The 18,152-nt window shown below is 68.0% G+C and carries 17 protein-coding genes; 5 read left to right on the top strand and 12 right to left on the bottom strand.

What is annotated here, in order from left to right:
* Positions 1 to 64 precede the first annotated feature (64 nt).
* From prcB to arc, 5 genes are all read right to left on the bottom strand, one after another.
* Entirely contained in the window at positions 65 to 910 is an 846-nt protein-coding gene (gene prcB / locus ADL01_RS27095; RefSeq protein WP_053744636.1) for a proteasome subunit beta, read from the bottom strand.
* Positions 862 to 1,374: an endonuclease VII domain-containing protein gene (locus ADL01_RS42615; protein ID WP_078960779.1), complete on the bottom strand. Its 513-nt coding sequence runs from the start codon at positions 1,372 to 1,374 to the stop codon at positions 862 to 864. The genes prcB and ADL01_RS42615 overlap by 49 nt, the downstream gene beginning before the upstream one ends.
* A gap of 129 nt (positions 1,375 to 1,503) precedes the next feature.
* Positions 1,504 to 1,719 carry a ubiquitin-like protein Pup gene (locus ADL01_RS27100; RefSeq protein WP_030606474.1) on the bottom strand — a complete coding sequence of 72 codons (216 nt, stop codon included), beginning with the start codon at positions 1,717 to 1,719 and terminating at the stop codon, positions 1,504 to 1,506.
* A gap of 155 nt (positions 1,720 to 1,874) precedes the next feature.
* Positions 1,875 to 3,386: a depupylase/deamidase Dop gene (gene dop, locus ADL01_RS27105; protein WP_420719742.1), complete on the bottom strand. Its 1,512-nt coding sequence runs from the start codon at positions 3,384 to 3,386 to the stop codon at positions 1,875 to 1,877.
* A 234-nt stretch (positions 3,387 to 3,620) separates the two neighbouring features.
* On the bottom strand, positions 3,621 to 5,387 hold the full coding sequence (arc, locus tag ADL01_RS27110; protein ID WP_006376864.1) for a proteasome ATPase: 1,767 nt from the start codon (positions 5,385 to 5,387) through the stop codon (positions 3,621 to 3,623).
* A 253-nt stretch (positions 5,388 to 5,640) separates the two neighbouring features.
* On the opposite strand from arc, the gene ADL01_RS27115 reads away from it, so the two are divergent.
* Positions 5,641 to 5,946, top strand: a complete 306-nt coding sequence (locus tag ADL01_RS27115) for a ferredoxin (RefSeq protein WP_053744638.1) — start codon at positions 5,641 to 5,643, stop codon at positions 5,944 to 5,946.
* A gap of 117 nt (positions 5,947 to 6,063) precedes the next feature.
* Here ADL01_RS27115 and ADL01_RS27120 read toward each other — a convergent pair whose 3' ends face one another.
* From ADL01_RS27120 to ADL01_RS44905, 3 genes are all read right to left on the bottom strand, one after another.
* The gene (locus ADL01_RS27120; RefSeq protein WP_053744639.1) at positions 6,064 to 6,639 is read right to left on the bottom strand and encodes a hypothetical protein; all 576 of its coding nucleotides are present in this window, start codon (positions 6,637 to 6,639) and stop codon (positions 6,064 to 6,066) included.
* Between the two features lie 195 nt (positions 6,640 to 6,834).
* Positions 6,835 to 7,737: a tRNA (adenine-N1)-methyltransferase gene (locus ADL01_RS27125; RefSeq protein WP_053744640.1), complete on the bottom strand. Its 903-nt coding sequence runs from the start codon at positions 7,735 to 7,737 to the stop codon at positions 6,835 to 6,837.
* Between the two features lie 252 nt (positions 7,738 to 7,989).
* Positions 7,990 to 8,148 carry a hypothetical protein gene (locus ADL01_RS44905; RefSeq protein ID WP_159049640.1) on the bottom strand — a complete coding sequence of 53 codons (159 nt, stop codon included), beginning with the start codon at positions 8,146 to 8,148 and terminating at the stop codon, positions 7,990 to 7,992.
* Between the two features lie 30 nt (positions 8,149 to 8,178).
* Between ADL01_RS44905 and ADL01_RS27130 the strand changes: the two genes are divergently transcribed.
* Together ADL01_RS27130 and ADL01_RS47315 are read left to right on the top strand one after the other, a co-directional pair.
* Complete coding sequence (locus ADL01_RS27130; protein ID WP_053744641.1) at positions 8,179 to 9,009, top strand: glycoside hydrolase family 113; 831 nt, start codon at positions 8,179 to 8,181, stop codon at positions 9,007 to 9,009.
* Positions 9,010 to 9,988: 979 nt separating this feature from the next.
* A complete protein-coding gene (locus ADL01_RS47315) occupies positions 9,989 to 10,111 on the top strand; it encodes a hypothetical protein (protein ID WP_267889944.1) in 123 nt (40 codons plus the stop codon).
* Between the two features lie 56 nt (positions 10,112 to 10,167).
* On the opposite strand, the gene ADL01_RS27140 is transcribed toward ADL01_RS47315, so the two are convergent.
* Positions 10,168 to 11,580 carry a site-2 protease family protein gene (locus ADL01_RS27140; protein WP_053744643.1) on the bottom strand — a complete coding sequence of 471 codons (1,413 nt, stop codon included), beginning with the start codon at positions 11,578 to 11,580 and terminating at the stop codon, positions 10,168 to 10,170.
* Positions 11,581 to 11,759: 179 nt separating this feature from the next.
* On the opposite strand from ADL01_RS27140, the gene ADL01_RS27145 reads away from it, so the two are divergent.
* Complete coding sequence (locus ADL01_RS27145) at positions 11,760 to 12,638, top strand: RecB family exonuclease (protein ID WP_053744651.1); 879 nt, start codon at positions 11,760 to 11,762, stop codon at positions 12,636 to 12,638.
* Between the two features lie 108 nt (positions 12,639 to 12,746).
* Positions 12,747 to 13,418 (top strand): response regulator, encoded by a 672-nt coding sequence (locus tag ADL01_RS27150; protein ID WP_053744644.1) that lies wholly within the window; start codon positions 12,747 to 12,749, stop codon positions 13,416 to 13,418.
* Between the two features lie 91 nt (positions 13,419 to 13,509).
* Here ADL01_RS27150 and ADL01_RS27155 read toward each other — a convergent pair whose 3' ends face one another.
* The 3 genes from ADL01_RS27155 to ADL01_RS27165 all read right to left on the bottom strand — a co-directional run bounded on the left by ADL01_RS27155 (position 13,510) and on the right by ADL01_RS27165 (position 17,938).
* On the bottom strand, positions 13,510 to 15,090 hold the full coding sequence (locus ADL01_RS27155) for an ABC transporter substrate-binding protein (protein WP_053744645.1): 1,581 nt from the start codon (positions 15,088 to 15,090) through the stop codon (positions 13,510 to 13,512).
* 82 nt (positions 15,091 to 15,172) lie between these two features.
* The gene (locus ADL01_RS27160; protein ID WP_053744646.1) at positions 15,173 to 16,780 is read right to left on the bottom strand and encodes an ABC transporter substrate-binding protein; all 1,608 of its coding nucleotides are present in this window, start codon (positions 16,778 to 16,780) and stop codon (positions 15,173 to 15,175) included.
* Positions 16,781 to 17,239: 459 nt separating this feature from the next.
* Entirely contained in the window at positions 17,240 to 17,938 is a 699-nt protein-coding gene (locus ADL01_RS27165) for an HAD family hydrolase (protein WP_053744647.1), read from the bottom strand.
* Positions 17,939 to 18,152: the final 214 nt, after the last annotated feature.

Consider the following 18,152-nt stretch of genomic DNA (forward strand, 5'->3'; position numbering starts at 1 on the left):
TCTGTCGAAGTCACTGGACCACCTGAACAACCAGAGGCACTACAAGCCTCCGCACCCCAACAGCTCAGAGCAGCGAAGCACGCGGACCGTCGGGCTGCTCAAGACGCCGCTCCAGAATCGAACGAGCGATCTCCGCACCCTCCTCGTCCGTCAGCCTGCGGAAACCGTCCTCGGTGATCACGGTGACAATCGGATAGATCCGCCGCGCGACATCAGGACCACCCGTCGCCGAATCGTCGTCCGCCGCGTCGTACAACGCCTGAATCACCAGCGTCGTCGCGTCCGCCTCACTCAGATCACGGTGGTACAGCTTCTTCATCGCACCGCGGGCGAAGATCGACCCCGACCCCGTCGCCGCGTAACCGTGCTCCTCGGAACGCCCACCCGTCACGTCGTACGAGAAGATGCGCCCCTTCCCCCGGTCCACATCAAACCCGGCGAACAGCGGCACCACGGCAAGACCCTGCATGGCCATACCGAGGTTCGAACGAATCATGGTGGACAGCCGGTTCGCCTTGCCCTCGAGCGAGAGCTGCGCACCCTCCACCTTCTCGAAGTGCTCCAGCTCCAGCTGGAACAGCTTGACCATCTCGACGGCGAGGCCGGCGGTGCCGGCGATCCCGACAGCCGAGTACTCGTCCGCCGGGAACACCTTCTCGATGTCCCGCTGCGCGATGACGTTCCCCATGGTCGCCCGCCGGTCACCGGCAAGGACGACACCACCCGGGAAGGTGACGGCCACGATGGTCGTGCCGTGCGGCGCCTCGATCGCACCCTGGGTGGGCGGCAACTGCCGCCTGCCTGGGAGCATCTCCGGCTGATGGTCCGACAGAAAGTCCATGAAGGACGACGACCCAGGCGTCAGGAAGGCAGCCGGTAGACGCCCGGTGCTACGAGTGTTGGCTTCCACGCGTTTCCTTCCAGGTAATCGGCAGCTCGGTACATCGCGTCGGGGTCATCCCTCAACAGGCCGAGGCCGGAATTACAGTTGAAGCACAGTACGCCTCGGACCCTACCCGTGTTGTGGCAGTGATCAACCTGGACAGCCGACGCTGCAAAACAGATACAGCAGACGCCCTTCTGAGAGGCGATCAACTCGTCACGTCCGGCTTCGGTGAGGCCGTACTTCCGACGGAGGTGGCCAGCCGGCCCAGCGGCCGCCTTGCAGGTCTTGCAGCGGCTCGCCAGACCGCCGGGAGCGCTGCTTTTCCGATGCCAGTCGCTGTGAGGCTTGACCTCGCCGCAGCCCCGACAGTGCTTGCAGCCAGGCGGAACGGGCACCTTTTCACGCACCCGCCGCCCTTTCGCCTCCTGGCGCTGCCAGTAGTACTCGGCAGAGCACTCCCGGCAGTACGCCTGGAGACCGTCACGCATGGACTTGTTGCTCGCGAAGACGGTTCGCGGCCTCTCCTTCTGACACCGCGAACATCGCTTCGAGTCCTGCTCATCTGGCACTCGCGAACTCCCCCGCAGCCCTACCTTCCAATCGAAGGAAAAGCCGGCTTACTGGCCGCCCTTTTGGACGAAGCTTCGAACGAAATCCTCAGCATTTTCCTCGAGGACATCGTCAATCTCGTCCAGGACGGAGTCGACGTCGTCGCTCAGCTTCTCCTGGCGCTCCTTGAGATCCTCGGAGGCCTGTGCCTCGGGTGCCTCCTCGACCTCCTCGGTGCTGCGCGTCGCCTTCTGCTGTCCGCCGCCGGTGTCCTTGGTCGCCATAACCCTCACCCCGCTCGGTTCGACGTTCTTGATCAGACCCTACAAGCAGGGTCCGACATTGGCCCCGCTGTTGCTACAACGTCCGGGAACCACCTCGATGATTCCCGGACGCCACACTTTCCACCCTGCCGGGCCGCTGGGGCCATAAGGCCCTCTCAGCGGCCTGACAGGACCCTGACCAGGTCTTCTGCCGTGCGGCAGCGGTCCAGGAGCTCTTTCACGTGATTACGCGTTCCGCGAAGCGGCTCCAGGGTTGGGACGCGTTGGAGCGAGTCCCGGCCCGGCAGATCGAAGATCACCGAGTCCCAGGAGGCCGCGGCGACATCGTCCGCGTACTGCTCCAGGCAGCGTCCGCGGAAGTAGGCGCGTGTGTCCTCCGGGGGCTTCGTACGGGCCCTCTCGACCTCGTCCTCGTCCAGCAACCGCTTGATGCGGCCACGGGCCACGAGGCGGTTGTAGAGGCCCTTCTCGGCCCTTACGTCGGCGTACTGGAGGTCGACCAGATGCAGCCGGGCGGCGTCCCAGTCGAGGTCGTCCCGGCGCCGGTAGCCCTCCATGAGTTCTCGCTTGGCGACCCAGTCGAGCTCGCCGGCGAGGCTCATGGGGTCGTTCTCCAGGCGGTTGAGGGTGTCTTCCCAGCGGGCCAGGACATCCTTCGTCTGGTCGTCGGCGTCGGCCCCGAACCGTTCCTCGACGTATTTGCGCGATAGTTCGAAGTACTCCATCTGGAGCTGCACGGCGGTCAGTGTGCGTCCGCTGCGGAGCGTGACCAGGCGTTTGAGCGTCGGGTCGTGGGAGACCTGGTGGAGGGTGCGTACGGGCTGGTCGACGGCCAGATCGACGGCGATGAAGCCGTCCTCGATCATGGAGAGGACCAGGGCTGTCGTGCCCAGTTTCAGGTAGGTCGAGATCTCGGAGAGGTTCGCGTCGCCGATGATCACGTGGAGGCGGCGGTACTTCTCCGCGTCCGCGTGGGGTTCGTCCCGGGTGTTGATGATCGGGCGCTTCAGCGTCGTCTCCAGGCCTACCTCGACCTCGAAGTAGTCGGCTCGCTGGCTGAGCTGGAAGCCGTGTTCGTGGCCGTCCTGGCCGATGCCGACGCGGCCGGCGCCGGTGACGACCTGGCGGGAGACGAAGAACGGCGTGAGGTGGCGCACGATGTCCGAGAAGGGGGTCTCCCGCTTCATCAGGTAGTTCTCGTGCGTGCCGTAGGAGGCGCCCTTGTTGTCGGTGTTGTTCTTGTAGAGGTGGATCGGCTGGGCGCCGGGGAGCTGGGCGGCGCGCTCGGCTGCTTCGGCCATGATCCGCTCGCCGGCCTTGTCCCAGAGGACGGCGTCGCGGGGGTTGGTGACCTCGGGGGCGCTGTATTCGGGGTGTGCGTGGTCGACGTAGAGCCGTGCGCCGTTGGTGAGGATGACATTGGCGAGGCCGATGTCCTCGTCGGTGAGCTGGCTGGAGTCGGCGACTTCTCGGGCGAGGTCGAAGCCTCGCGCGTCGCGCAGCGGGTTCTCCTCCTCGAAGTCCCAGCGGGCCCGGCGGGCCCGGTGCATCGCCGCCGCGTAGGCGTTGACGATCTGGGACGAGGTAAGCATGGCATTGGCGTTCGGGTGGCCGGGGACGGAGATCCCGTACTCCGTCTCGATGCCCATTACTCGCCGTACGGTCATGCGGCCCTCCTTGCCCGGCGGTGTCCTCGGTCGGGGACGCCGCTCAAGTACCGGTGGTGCTCCGGTGCGTGTGCGGTGCCCGTCCCCGCACTGCGCGACTCGGCGGTACGAATGAGCCTAGAACGCCTTTGCGCTGGTGGGGAGATCATTTGCGTCATTGCCTCGCTCCGGCTGTGGCCTGAAAAACAGTTGGCTGCGGGTACCCGGTGAGGGCACCCGCAGCCACCCGGTTTTTTACAGGTACTGGCCGGTGTTGGCCACCGTGTCGATGGAGCGTCCGGTGTCCGCGCCCTGCTTTCCGGTGATGAGCGTACGGATGTAGACGATCCGTTCGCCCTTCTTTCCGGAGATCCGGGCCCAGTCGTCGGGGTTGGTGGTGTTGGGGAGGTCCTCGTTCTCCTTGAACTCGTCCACGCAGGCCTGGAGGAGGTGGGAGACGCGGATGCCCTTTTGCTTGTGGTCGAGGAAGTCCTTGATCGCCATCTTCTTGGCCCGGCCCACGATGTTCTCGATCATGGCTCCGGAGTTGAAGTCCTTGAAGTAGAGGACTTCCTTGTCACCGTTGGCGTAGGTGACTTCCAGGAAGCGGTTCTCCTCGGATTCCGTGTACATGTGTTCCACGGCGGTCTGGATCATGCTCTGGACCGTGGCCACCTTGTCGCCGCCGTGCTCCCCCACGTCCTCGGGGTGCAGCGGGAGGCGGTCGGTGAGGTATTTCTGGAAGATGTCCTTGGCGGATTCCGCGTCCGGACGTTCGATTTTGATCTTCACATCCAGGCGGCCGGGGCGCAGGATGGCGGGGTCGATCATGTCCTCGCGGTTGGAGGCGCCGATCACGACCACGTTCTGCAGGCCTTCCACGCCGTCGATCTCGGCGAGCAGCTGCGGGACGATGGTGTTCTCCACGTCCGAGCTGACGCCGGATCCGCGGGTGCGGAAGAGGGATTCCATCTCGTCGAAGAAGACGATGACGGGGGTGCCCTCGCTGGCCTTCTCACGAGCACGCTGGAAGACGAGGCGGATCTGTCGCTCGGTCTCGCCGACGTACTTGTTGAGGAGTTCGGGGCCCTTGATGTTGAGGAAGAAGCTCTTGCCCTGGGCCTGGCCGGTGACTTCGGCGACCTTTTTGGCCAGCGAGTTGGCGACGGCCTTGGCGATGAGTGTCTTTCCGCAGCCGGGGGGCCCGTAGAGCAGGACGCCCTTGGGTGGCCTGAGCTCGTGCTCTTTGAAGAGGTCGGGGTGAAGGTATGGGAGTTCGACCGCGTCGCGGATCATTTCGATCTGGTTGCCCAGACCGCCGATCTGCTCGTAGCCGATGTCGGGTACTTCTTCGAGGACCAGTTCCTCGACCTCGCTCTTCGGTACGACCTCGTAGACGTATCCGGAGCGCGGTTCGAGCAGGAGGGCGTCGCCAGGGCGGATGACGACGTCCAGGAGCGGCTCGGCGAGCCGTACCACCCGTTCCTCGTCGGTGTGTCCCTGTACCAGGGCGCGCTCGCCGTCCTCGAGGATCTCCTTGAGGGTGACGATGTCGCCGACGCTCTCGTACTCCATGGCCTCGACCACGTTGAGTGCTTCGTTGAGCATCACTTCCTGGCCGCGGCGTAGCTCTTCGAGCTCGACGCTGGGGCTGACGTTCACGCGGAGTTTGCGGCCTCCGGTGAAGATGTCGGCTGTGCCGTCCTCGTTGGCTTCCAGGAAGACTCCGAAGCCGGCCGGGGGCTGTGCCAGCCGGTCGACCTCTTCCTTGAGGGCCACGATCTGGTCGCGGGCCTCTCGGAGTGTGTTGGCGAGCCGCTCGTTCTGTGCGGACACGCCGGCCAGGTTGGTCTGCAGTTCGACGATCCGCTCTTCGAGAATCCTCGTGTGTCGCGGAGAGTCGGCGAGCTTGCGCCGCAGGACGGCGATCTCCTGCTCAAGGTAGGCAACCTGCCCGGACGGGTCGTCGGACCCTCGTCCCGGGCGGATGCCGCGGTTCATGTCGTCGTCGTGGGCTGCCACGGTCCTCACCTCCTCCAAGGGGAGCTGGACGCTTCCAGACCCTACCTGGGTGGGTGTCGATTGAAACCCCTAGATCACAAAGACTGTCGAGGTGTGTCCGATCTTCACCCTTGCGCTCTCCCTCACGCCAGGGGGATACCCACAGAACGCGGTTGGGAAGCGGCCGGAGGTAGGGTCGAACTGTTCAACACCCGTCAGAGCTGGGCCGACTTGCCGTCGGATTGTCTTGCTCGGGACAGAAACGGCAGGGGATATGACTGTGCAGGATGGCGCCGTGGCCGACGGTGAGGCGTTGGAGGTCTGGATCGATCAGGACCTGTGTACGGGGGACGGGATCTGTGTCCAGTACGCGCCGGAGGTGTTCGAGCTGGACATCGACGGGCTGGCCTATGTGAAGAGTCCCGGGGATGAGTTGTTGCAGGCCCCGGGGGCGACGACGCCGGTTCCGCTGCCGTTGCTGATGGACGTGGTGGACTCCGCGAAGGAGTGCCCGGGGGACTGTATTCACGTACGTCGAGTTTCGGACAGGGTCGAGGTTTTCGGTCCGGACGCGGAGTGATGCTCCGATCACTCCGCGCTATCACTGACTGATTCTCGTCCTGATTGTTGTCTGGTTTCTCACAGGCTGTTCTCCGTACGGATGCCGGGTGGCCGCCTGTCGATCACTTGCGGCGGATCACGCGCCGAGTGCGCCGGCGGGTGTCGAGCGGAGGAACGCTCCGTCCTTCCACTGCCACTTGGCGCGCTCGTCGACGTCGGGGCAGCATCTGGGGACGTCGAGGGACGAGTAGCCGAGGAGGGTGGCCGTCACGGCGCCGTCACTGACGGTGAGGTCGGTGACGTTGAGGTGGTCCTTGGGGTCGACGAGGGTCGCGACGACCCGGGGGCGCTCGGCGTCGGTGGCCCGGGTGAGGACGTACACGCCGTTGGGCGGGGTGCCGGATCCTGCGTCGCAGCGCACGGAGGCGACCGTTTCGGGTCTGCCGTCTCCGTCGAGGTCGCCGGTGGCCCTGCCCTGGACGAGAATCGGGAGCGGGCCGCAGTGGAGGGGGAAGTCGACTCCGGTGGGGTCGGGGGGCGCCGCGGCCGCGGCGGGTCTTCCCGTGGGGCCGGCTGCCTGGGCCGCGGTGGCGGAGCCGGGCTGGAGGGCCGAGGAGAGGGCGACGACGCCGGCGAGGGCGGTGGCCGTGGCGAGCCAGTGGATGGGGCGGGTGTGCGTGTGTGCGAGTTCCGGGACGGCGGGTTGCTGCACTCGGAGTGTCTCCCGATGAGGGCTGTGCCGGTGGGGTGTCCCGCATAGTGCCACACGTCACAGTGCGGGGGAACGGCGGGGCGCGTGGTGCTTGGTGTCAGCCCTGGTGCCGGTGGGGTGTCAACGGGAAAGCGTTGTGGCCGAGTTCCCGGTGAACTGCGGGAACTCGGCCACGGTGTCCGTGCGTTGATGCGGTCAGCGGCCGTTGCCGCCGTCGGCGTTGGGGCCGGAGTAGTCCTCACCGTAGGAGCCCTTGGAGGGGCGGCGGCGGCGCATGGGCGGCTCGACGCCGTCGGCGAGGCGGCGGGCGGTGAGCAGGAAGCCGGTGTGGCCGATCATGCGGTGGTCGGGGCGGACGGCGAGGCCTTCGATGTGCCAGTTGCGGACCATCGACTCCCAGGCGCTCGGCTCGTTGAAGCAGCCGATCTCGCGGATGGACTCGACGGTCCGGGCGAGCTGGGTGGTGGTCGCCACGTAGCAGCAGACGATGCCGCCGGGGACGAGTGCCTTGGAGACGGCCTCCAGGCATTCCCAGGGGGCGAGCATGTCGAGGACGACGCGGTCGACCTCGGTGTCGCTGAGGTTGTCCTGGAGGTCGCCGACGGTGAGCTGCCAGGCGGGGTGGGGGCCGCCGAAGTAGCGCTCCACGTTCGCCTGGGCGATCTCGGCGAAGTCCTCGCGGCGCTCGTAGGAGTGCAGCATTCCCTGGTCGCCGATGGCGCGCAGCAGGAAGCTGCTGAGCGATCCGGAGCCGACGCCGGCTTCGACGACGCGTGCGCCGGGGAAGATGTCGGCGAAGGCGAGGATCTGCCCCGCGTCCTTGGGGTAGACCACGGCGGCGCCGCGGGGCATGGACAGGACGTAGTCGGGGAGCAGGGGGCGCAGCGCGAGGTAGGCGACGTTTCCGGTGGTGCGGACAACGCTGCCCTCGGGTGCGCCGATCAGCTCGTCGTGCGGGAAGGAACCTTTGTGGGTGTGAAAGTTCTTTCCGGCTTCGAGCGTGAACGTGTAGTGGCGGCCCTTGGGGTCGGTCAGCTGAACCTGGTCCCCGACCTTGAAGGGCCCGCGCCTGCGGGCGGCACCGGTCGGTTCGGACATGTGAAGAGCCTACCGGTGTTGACGGGGGCCTCCGACCATCGAGGCCGTGTACGCGGGAGTGACTCGGGGCCGGCTTCGGGTGTGCCGCTCTGTGACGGGCATCAGCTGGTTCCCCGCGCTGCGCGTCGACGTGCTGACGGAGGAGGGGTGTGAGGCCGCCGCCCGTATCGACGCGCTGGCTGCCCGCAGCCCGCTGATTCACGCCGGTGAAACGGACGCGTCCGTCCGCACCAATGCGCTGCGCCTGGTGAACTACATGGTCGGCAAGCGCATGAACGCGGTCTCGGTGACTTTTCCCTTCGTGGCCGCGGGCCCCACGGCGAGCGCGGTGGGTGCCTCGGCCGGGACCTCTTCCGTACGGCAGCTGGGGATGCTCATGGACACCGCGGCGGCGGCCGGGTTGCGCGTCACTCTGCGGCGCTTCTCGACGAGCGGAGCCTGGTGGCCCGGGATCCGCTGGCCTGGCGGGGTTCGCTCGCGCCTGCCGACAGGGCGGCCTGGTTCCGGTCGTACGAGGCGTTCCTCGCGCCCTGTCTCACCCTCGCGGCCCGTCATCACGTGGCCACTTTCGTCCTCGGGGCGGAGTCGACGTCGCTGGAGGACGATCCGGGCTGGCGTTCGGTGGTCGTGGCGGCGCGCAGGGCGTTGTCCGGTGAGCTGTCCTATGACGCCAACTGGGACGACTACGTGTCCCGGCATGTCTCTGTCCCCGTCGACCATCTGGGCATCGACGCGTACTTCCCGCTCCCCCGGCTCGGGGACGACGCCTCCGTCAGTCAGATCGCCGAGGGCTGGCAGCGCTGGCTGGACCGCAAGAGCACCGGAGCTGCCCCGGATCGTCCTGAGCGAGGTCGGCATCATCGCCGAGGACGGTGCCTATCGTCATCCGGCGGTGTGGACGGGCGGGGGAAGCTCAGTCCCACGGTTCAGCGACGCTGGTTCGAGGCGGTCTGCCGGGTCGCCCGGGACCGAAAGATGGCCGGCCTGTACTGGTGGAACCTCGACTTTCACGCCGACCCGTCGGCCGGTACGCCCGCCGGTTCCCGTACCTCCTTCCTCGGCCGACCCGCCGAGGCCGTCATCGCCTCCTGCTTCCGGACCTGGCCGAGACGAACGAGGAACGCCACGGGCGTCTGCCGTCCGGCCCTGCGGGAAGGGTCGCGGAGTCGGTTCCGGTCGCGTGGCCGGCCACAGGTGGCCGACTCCCGGTGCTGCTTCTCCAGCCCGCGCCCGCGCCGGCGCCCGTGGTCGAGCCGGTCCCGGTGGCGGTGAAGGGTGGGCAGCGGGAGGCGGGTGGGCGGCGGTTTCTCGCCGTGGACGGTCTGCGGGGAGCGGCTGTGCTGGCCGTTCTGTTGTTCGACACCGGAGTGGGCGGGCCGTATGTGTCCTGGGCCGGTGCGGGGGGGGCGGCGTCGATGTGCTGCTGGGGCTGACGGGTTTCCTCACCGCCCTGCCCCTGCTCCGCAGGGCGACGGCAACCGGCAGGACCGGGGCCGCCGGTTTCCTGGTCCGTAGGGCGAAGCGGCTGGTTCCCGCGCTGCTGGTGTCGGTCGGCGTGACCCTCGCCGGATGTTGGGTGCTCGGTCCTTCGCGCATCGTCCGCGATCTGGCGGGCAGGTCTGGTCGGTCGTGCTGGGCCGAGGGGGCTGGTCCGGATGGGTGCACGGCCGCCGGCTGGGCGTCGTCCCCACGCTGGACGCCCCGCTCGCTCCGCTGTGGTTGTGGGACGTGACCGCGCGTTCCGTGCTGGTGTGGTCGCTGCTGCTGGCGGGCCTGTGTCTGGTGGCCCGGCGCCGACTCGCCGTGGTGGCGTTGATCGCGGCCCTGGTCGCCGGGGCGGTGACTCTCGGCGCGGCCTGCGGGGTGCCGCCCGGCGTCGGCGTGGTCACCGGCGTGCAGACGCTGGCTCTGCCGGCCGGTGTGGCTGCCGCTTGCCTCGTTCACCTGGTCGAACGCGGGGGCCGTACGGTGTCCCGTCAGGTCGGCGTCCTGCTGGTGGTGGCCGGGTTCGGCGCGGCGACGGTACTGGTGGTGTCGGCCGTCCTTCTCGGTGGAGGGGCCAGCGGCAACCTATGTGGTCGCGGTCGTGCTGGGTGCCGCTGTACTGACGGCGGCGCTCTGCGGGGGCCGGGGGCCCTTGGTACGGCTGTGTCGGGCGAGGTGCTCACGGAGGTCGGCCGGATGTCGTACAGCCTCTTTCTGCTGCACCTGCCCGTGTACTGGCTGCTGCGGCGCGGCCGGCCCAACCTGGGTGATCTCGCTCTGTTCCCTGGTCGGGGGCGCGGTGACGTGGTTCCTGTCGCTGCTTGTCCACTACCTGCTCGTGGAGCGCCTGGCCGCCGGTTCCTGGCGCCGCGCGCGGGCGTCCGGCTGACGCTTGTCGTGGCTGTCGGCTCCCCCACGCGCGCGTGCGTACTCCGACGACAGGCCCTAGTTCGGGCGGGCCATCGCCTTGACGAAAGCCCGTTCCACGTCGGCTGCGGAGAGGACTCCGTAGATCTCGCCGGACTCCTCCACGACCAGGTATTCAGTGGCGGGGGTCGCGCGCAGGGCGTCGAGGAGTTCTTCGCCGGAGAGTTCGGCGGAGACGCGCATGCCGTCGCTGAGGTCCTGGGCGAGGCCGCTGACGGAGACCCAGGGGCGGCGGTGTTCGGGTACGCCGACGATGGCGGCCTCGCGGACGAGGGAAAGGGGTTCTCCGTCGGGGTCGACGACGACGAGGGCGCGGGCGCCGGCGTCGTTGGCGCGGCGCAGCGCCTCGGAGAGGGGGGTGTTGGTCTCGACGGGGACGGCGCGGCGGGTGAGGTTGCGGGCGCGGAGTTCCGGGAGGTGTTCGCGCAGGCGGGCCATGCGGAGGCTGTTGCCGGCGCCGGTCCAGATGATCGCGGCGAGGATGGCGGCGAGCAGGGCGTCGGTGACGGTGTCCATGCCGACGCTGTCCTCGGCGGTGGAGCCGAGGGCGCCGGACTGGGTGAGCAGCGGCAGTCCGACGAGGACGGAGACGGCGAGGGCGCGGCCGACCCAGGCGGCGGCGATGGTACCGGTCATGGGTTTGCCGGTGATCTTCCAGACGACGGCGCGGAGCATGCGGCCGCCGTCGAGGGGCAGGCCGGGCATGAGGTTGAAGGCGGCGACGATGAGGTTGGAGATCATCAGGCCGGCCAGCAGGACGCCGGGGACGGTGCCGGGTCGGACGGTCTGGAGGGCGAGGTAGAAGACGCCCGCGAGGATCAGCGAGAGGAGGGGGCCGACGAAGGCGAGGACGAATTCGCGGCCGGGGGTCTCGGACTCCTTCTCGATCTCGGAGACGCCGCCGAAGAACTGGAGCTGGATGCGTCGTACCGGGAGTTTGAAGCGGAGGGCGGCGACGGTGTGGGCGAGTTCGTGGACGAGGACGGAGGCGTAGAAGGCGACCGCGAAGAAGAGGGAGACGAGGTAGCGCAGGGCGCCGAGTTCGGGCAGTACGCGGTCGAGTTGGCCGCCGAAGACCCAGGTGATGAGGGCGGCGACGAGGAACCAGCTGGGGGCGACGTAGACGGGTACGCCGAAGGGGCGTCCCATGAGGAGGCCGCCGCTGAGTTCCTTGGGTTTCCGGGGGGCGCGGGACTTGGCGAGGCGGGGGGTGCCGGTGGGCCCGGACGGCGGAGCGGGGGGTGTGGGCTCCGTCGGTTCCGCCTGTTCCGGGGTGGCCGGTTCGGGTGCCGAGTGCTCGTCGTCCCGCTCGTTGTGGGTCGCCGGTTCGGGGTGTGCGGGGTCGGTGGTCCGGGCCGTGCCGCCGGTGTGGCGGTCGGTCGACTGGTCGTTGCCGGAGCGCGGCTGTCCGCTCCCGCCGCTCTCGTCCACGGTGTCCCCTTGTCGGATGCGTCTCCCTTTTCCGCTCCGGGGCGGAAAGGTCTCGGGTCGATGGTATGCGGCCGTCGCACCGTGTTCCGCCCCGGCACCCCCTGTGTTCGCCGGGCCGTTGGGGCCGGACCGTGGCCGCGGCTGGGTGACTGTCAGTGGTGGGCCGTATGGTCGTCGTCATGGAAATGAGCACCGAGGGCGCCGCCGAGTCCGTCCCGCCGGTCGTGCTGCCCTCCGCGCCGGCGTCGCTGTCGCCCTCGCGGGCCAGTGACTTCATGCAGTGTCCGTTGCTGTACCGGTTCCGGGTGATCGACCGGTTGCCGGAGAAGCCGAGTGAGGCGGCGACGAGAGGCACCTTGGTGCACGCGGTTCTCGAGCGACTGTTCGACGCCCCGGCGGCCGAGCGGACTGCGCCCCAGGCGAAGTCGTTGATCCCGGGTCAGTGGGACCGGCTGCGGGAGTCACGGCCGGAGGTCGTGGAGCTGTTCGCGGACGATCCGGACGGGGAGCGGCTGTCGCGGTGGCTGGGTGAGGCGGAGCGGCTGGTGGAGCGCTGGTTCGGGCTGGAGGATCCGACCCGGCTGGAGCCCGCCGAACGTGAGCTGTTCGTCGAGGCGGAGCTGGATTCGGGGCTGAAGCTGCGCGGGATCATCGACCGGGTCGATGTGGCGCCCACGGGCGAGGTGCGGATCGTCGACTACAAGACGGGAAAGGCGCCGCGTTCGGAGTACGCGGAGGGTGCGCTGTTCCAGATGAAGTTCTACGCGCTGGTCGTGTGGCGGCTGAAGAACGTGGTGCCGCGGCGGCTTCAGCTGGTGTATCTCGGCAGTGGGGATGTGCTGACGTACGACCCGGTTCTGGCCGATCTTGAGCGGGTGGAGCGGAAGCTGCTGGCGTTGTGGGAGGCGATCCGGGAGGCGACGGAGACGGGGGTGTGGCGGCCCCGGCCGACGAAGTTGTGCGGTTGGTGCGATCACCAGTCCGTGTGTCCGGAGTTCGGGGGGACTCCCCCGCCTTATCCGTTGCCGGTGCGGGTGGCTCCGCCGGATGCGCCTTAGTCAGCTGCGGGCCGGTGGGGGCTTGTCGCGCAGTTCCCCGCGCCCCTTGCGGGAAGGGGCTACGCCCTCGCAAGGCAGAATGGGGCCGGACTAGCGAAGGAGACTTACGTGGCCATCCGCGTCCTACTTGTCGACGACCAGCCCCTGCTGCGTACCGGGTTCCGGATGATTCTGGAGGCCGAGCAGGACATCGCGGTCGTCGGCGAGGCCGGAGACGGTCTTCAGGCGATCGATCAGGTGCGGGCCCTGCAGCCCGATGTGGTTCTGATGGACATCCGTATGCCGCGGATGGACGGGGTGGAGGCGACTCGGCAGATCACCGGGCCGGGGCGGGACGGGCCGGCGAAGGTGCTGGTGCTGACGACCTTCGATCTCGACGAGTACGTGGTGGAGGCGCTGCGGGCCGGTGCCAGCGGTTTCCTCCTGAAGGACGCGCCGGCGGTCGAGTTGGTGCAGGCGATCAGGGTGGTGGCGGCGGGTGAGGCGATGCTCGCGCCGAGCATCACGCGCCGGCTTCTCGACAAGTACGCGGGGCATCTGCCGTCGGGTGACGAACCCCTGCCGGAGACGCTGCACACCCTGACCGACCGTGAGGTCGAGGTGCTGAAGCTGGTGGCGCGGGGGTTGTCGAACGCGGAGATCGCCGCTGATCTGTTCGTCAGCGAGACGACGGTCAAGACGCATGTCGGGCATGTGCTGACGAAGCTGGGGCTGCGCGACCGGGTCCAGGCCGCGGTGTACGCGTACGAGAGCGGGCTGGTGCGTCCCGGCGCACAGTAACCGGACACGCGTACGGCGGAGTTGTGTGTACGACGGCGAGGGCGCCCCTTCCGGAGACGGAAGGGGCGCCCTCGTTCGTGTGCGGCCTGGCTCAGCCCTTGTTGATCTCCCAGAAGCGGAAGACGGTCGAGGCGTCGAGGCAGTTCTCGAGGCCGTAGACGTTCTCGCGGGCGACGGCGTACTGCTTGGCCTGCCAGACGGGGAGGACGGGGACCTCCTTGGCGACGATGTTCTGGAGTTCGCCGAAGTCGGTGTCGGTCGCGGAGCGGTCGCTCTGGGCGGCGGTGCCGGGGATGAGGGTGTCGGTGATGGTGCTGTTGGTGAAGTTGTTGCCGAGTACGTTGCCCTGGCCGAAGAAGGGGGCGGTGAAGTTGTCGGCGTCGGGGTAGTCCGGCACCCAGCCCTTCACGTACACGCCGTACTTGCCCGCCGCGATGTCCTTCTCGTACTGCGCGAAGGGCACGGACTTGACGCTTGCCTCGAACAGACCGCTGGCGTTGAGCTGCTTGGCGATGGCCTGGAACTCGTCGTCGGTGGCGGGGCCGTAGCGGGACGGCGTCGACCAGAGGGTGAGCTTGACCTTGCCGGTGAGGCCGTCGGCCTGGAGGGCCGCCTGCGCCTTGGCCTGGGAGGGGCGGGCGCCGTAGGTGTCGAAGAAGGCGGTGTTGTGACCCGCTATGCCGGCCGGGATGATCGAGTAGAGCGGGGTCGCGGTGTCCTCGTAGACCTCGTTGACGAGGGCCTCCCGGTCGAGGAGGTAGGCGATGGCCTTGCGCACGCCGATCTTTCCGGCGACCGGGTCCTTCACGTTGAAGACGAGGTGCTGGACCTCGGCGCTGGTGCCCTCGACGATGTCGATGCCCTCGTGACCGTTGGCGTTCTCGATGTCGGCTATGTCGCCGGCCTTGAGACCTCGGTAGGCGATGTCGATGTCCTTGTCGACGATGGCCTGCTTCAGCTTGGTCTGGTCGCCGTGGAAGAACTTGAGGGTGACGCCGGAGTTGCGGACCTCGGCGGTGCCCTTGTAGTTCGGGTTCACGGAGAAGACCGCGCTGTCCTCGCCGAACGAGTCGAGCTTGTAGGGGCCGGAGCCGACGGCTTCGCCGTCCTTGCGCAGGCCGTCCTTCTCGTACTGGCCGTGGTCGACGATCGAGCCGGCGCCGGAGGCGAGCTTGCTGGGGAACGTGGCGTCGGGCACCTTGAGGTTGAAGACGACGGTCTTCTCGTCCGGGGTGTCCACCGAGCCGAGCATCGGGAACATGATCGCGGGACCCGCGGCGTCGTTGATCTTCAGCATGCGGTCGAAGGAGAACTTGACGTCCTTCGAGGTGAGCGAGTCACCGTTGCTGAACTTCAGGCCGTCACGCAGGGTGCACTTGTACACCTTGGTCTGCGTGTCGCTGAAGGCGCACTCCTTGGCGGCCTCGGGCTGCGGTTCGGTGCCCCCGTTGGGGAAGCTCAGCAGCGACTGGAACACGTTGTTGAACAACAGCCAGGAGCCCGGGTCGTAACCGGATGCCGGGTCGGTTGCCAGGACGTCGTCGGACATCCCCATCACCACGGTGGAGCCGTTGGCCCCCGAACCACCGTTCACCGAGCCGCATGCGGTCAGCAGGCCGGAGGCCAGCCCCGCCACGATGGGCAGGACCGGCCACTGGTTGCGCAGGTTCACGTCGAAGTGCCTTGTCGTCGGGTCTTTACCCGGGACCCCCCAGCCCCGGGTCGGGACGTGTGCGTCGGGCGGGGTGTGCTGGTCAGTTGCTCACACCGCGGCCGAGCTCCCAGAGCTGGAGCGTCGAGGAGGAGTTGAGGGCCCACTCGGCGCCCGTGATGCCGTCGCGAGCGGCGATGTACTGGTTGCCCTGCCACAGCGGCAGTACGGGTACGTCGTCGGCCACGATGTCCTGGATGTCCGTGAGGCTCGCGGAGGCGGTGAGTCGGTCGGCCTCACGGCGGGACTCCGGAATCAGGCTGCCGCGGATCTTGGAGTTCGCGTACGGCAGGCTGAGGAAGTTGTCCTTGTCGAGGAACGGGGCGAGGTAGTTGTCGGCGTCGGGGAAGTCCGGGAACCAGCCCATGCCGAAGACGTCGTACTCACGCTTCTTCTCGGCCGGGCGGAAGGTGTCCCAAGGGGCGCCCTCGATGGTGACGTTGAACAACCCGCTGGCGTTGAGCTGCTTCTGCAGTTCCTCGAACTCCGGCTTGGTGGCGGCCCCGTAGTGGTCGGTCGTGTAATGCAGGGTCAGTTTCACCGGGGTGGTGATTCCGGCGTTCCGCAGCAGGTTTTTGGCCTTGATGTCGCTCGGCTCGCCGTACTTGTTGAAGAAGGAGTTCGAGTGACCGGTGATGGTGGCCGGGACCAGGGAGAAGAGCGGCTGGGCCTCGTCGCCGTACACCTTCGCCACGAGTTCGGCGCGGTTGATGATCTGGGCCATCGCCTGGCGGACCGCTTTGTTCTTCACCGTCGGGGCGTCGGTGTTGAAGGCGAGGTAGCGGATTTCGAGGCCGGGCATCTGGACGAGGTCGATGTCGCCGGTCGAGCCCCCGTCGAGCTTGCGGATCTGCTCGGGGGTCATCGTGCGGGTCATCAGGTCGATGTCGCCGTCGGAGAGCGCGGTGCCCATCGCGTCGGCGTCCTGGAACGACCGCAGTTCGACCTTGCCGTTCTTCGGCGTCAACTGCCCCTTGTAGCGGCTGTTCTTGGTGAAGACGGCCTTGACGAGTTCGTTGTCCTTGACCTCGGACTGGAGCGTGTACGGGCCGGAGCCGTCGACGTCGAAGCCGTCGCGCAGCTTGTCCTTGTCGTAGTCGTCCGGGTTGACGATGCCGGCGACCGGGGTGGACAGCTTGAACGGGAAGGTGGCGTCGGCGGTCTTGAGGTGGAAGATCACCTCGCGGTCGCCCTGGGTCTCGACGGTGTCGATCGTGGACAGCAGGGCGAACACACCGCTGTCGGCCTGGATCCGCAGGGCCCGCTCGATGGAGAACTTCACGTCGGACGCCGTGACGGCGTCTCCGTTGGAGAACTCGAGGCCCTTGCGCAGGGTGCAGACGTAGCGCTCGTTGCCGCTGTCCGTGAACCCGCACCTCTCGGCGGCCTCGGGCACCGGCTCGCCGTCGCCGCGCGGCTGGACCATGAGGGTCTGCACGGTCTGGCGCAGGATGTTCCAGGTGCCGACGTCGTAGGCGTAGGCCGGGTCGATCGGCGCCGGGGCGTCCTTCGAGGCGGTGAACCGGTCCGTGGTGCCGACGACGATCGCGTCGCCGCTGCTGCTGCCCCCACCGTTGACGCTGCCACAGGCGGCGAGCGCCGGGGCGAGCAGGCCGACAACCGTCGGCAGCACCAAAGTCTTGCGGATCATGCTCGGGTTCTCCAGGCTGTCGATCCCAGGGGTCCCGGCGGGCGTGGGGTGGGGCGCACGGGTGAGGGATTGTGTCGATGTTCCGCCAACGAGATTAGTCCGGACCGCCCAGAGGCCCGCATTCAGCCGGAGTTGAGAGCTCATCACGCTGCGAAACCGGGTGTGGACGCACCGAAAGAGCGACACGGGAAGGATTCCGCGCAGGCTCCCCCCAATCGGGACACAAGGTCGCCTCAAGAACCCCTCAAGGGGGTGCGTGTAGAGGGCATCCGCCCGCTGTCGAGCCCTTGCCGCGTGGTGAACCTCACACATGTGGAACGCGTGGGCTCCTGGGTGGATTCGGTCGCCGACAGAGATCACCGGAGACCGTAATTCTCATGTGACGGTCCACCTGTTCATCCGCGCGTGATCCCGCATCAGATCGGGCACCCTCGGTAAACGGTCAGCGCATTTCCGTCATCAGTAGTTCGCCATCAGCCCGCGCAGAAACGGCAGGTCGACTTCTTCCAGCGAGGTCACGACGGTGCGGCGCGCACCGGGGGCGATGGGCGCGACGGACGGTACGGCCACGACATGGCAGCCCGCGGCCTCGGCAGCGGCGACCCCGGTCGCCGTGTCCTCCACGACGGCGCATCTCGCCGGATCGACGCCGAGCCCGGCGGCCGCGATCAGATAGGGGTCGGGATGGGGCTTCGTACGCTCCACCTCGTCCCCGGCGATGCTCAGGGCGAAGTGCTGCGTGCCCAGCGAGGTCAGAACGCGGTCGATGATGCGGCGGTGCGAGGCGGAGACGAGGGCCGTCGGGATCTCGTGCGCGGAGAGCTCGGCGAGGAGGCGGGCGGCGCCCGGCATGAGGGGCAGGGCGCGGCCGATACGGTCCTCGAACCCGTCGTTGAGCAGGACCGACAGTTCGGCGAACGTGATGTCGGCGCCGGTGGCCTCGATGAGGAACCCGGCGCTGCGGGTCATCGGGCCGCCGACCACGACGTGCCGCCAGGAGTCGTCGAGGGCGTGGCCGAGGCCGGCGAAGATCTCGACCTCGACGTCCCACCAGAACCCCTCGGTGTCCACCAGGGTGCCGTCCATGTCGAGGAGTACGGCCTGCAGTGCTGAGCCTTCGGCCGTACGGGTTCCGAGCGCGGGGACCGTGCTGGTCATCCTGGCGCACCTCCTTGAGGGACGATCAGGCCGGTTGCCCCTGAATGCACAGAGGGCAACCGGCCTGCGGTGGACCGTCAAGTGTACGTCGTGTTCGATCAGCGCGCTCTGGAATTCAGCGTGCGTTGAAGTATTTGGCGTCGGGGTGGTGGATGACGATGGCGTCGGTGGACTGTTCGGGGTGGAGCTGGAACTCCTCGGAGAGGTGGACGCC

The sequence above is a fragment of the Streptomyces sp. NRRL WC-3618 genome (assembly GCF_001280005.1).
In the GTDB taxonomy this organism is placed as follows: domain Bacteria; phylum Actinomycetota; class Actinomycetes; order Streptomycetales; family Streptomycetaceae; genus Streptomyces.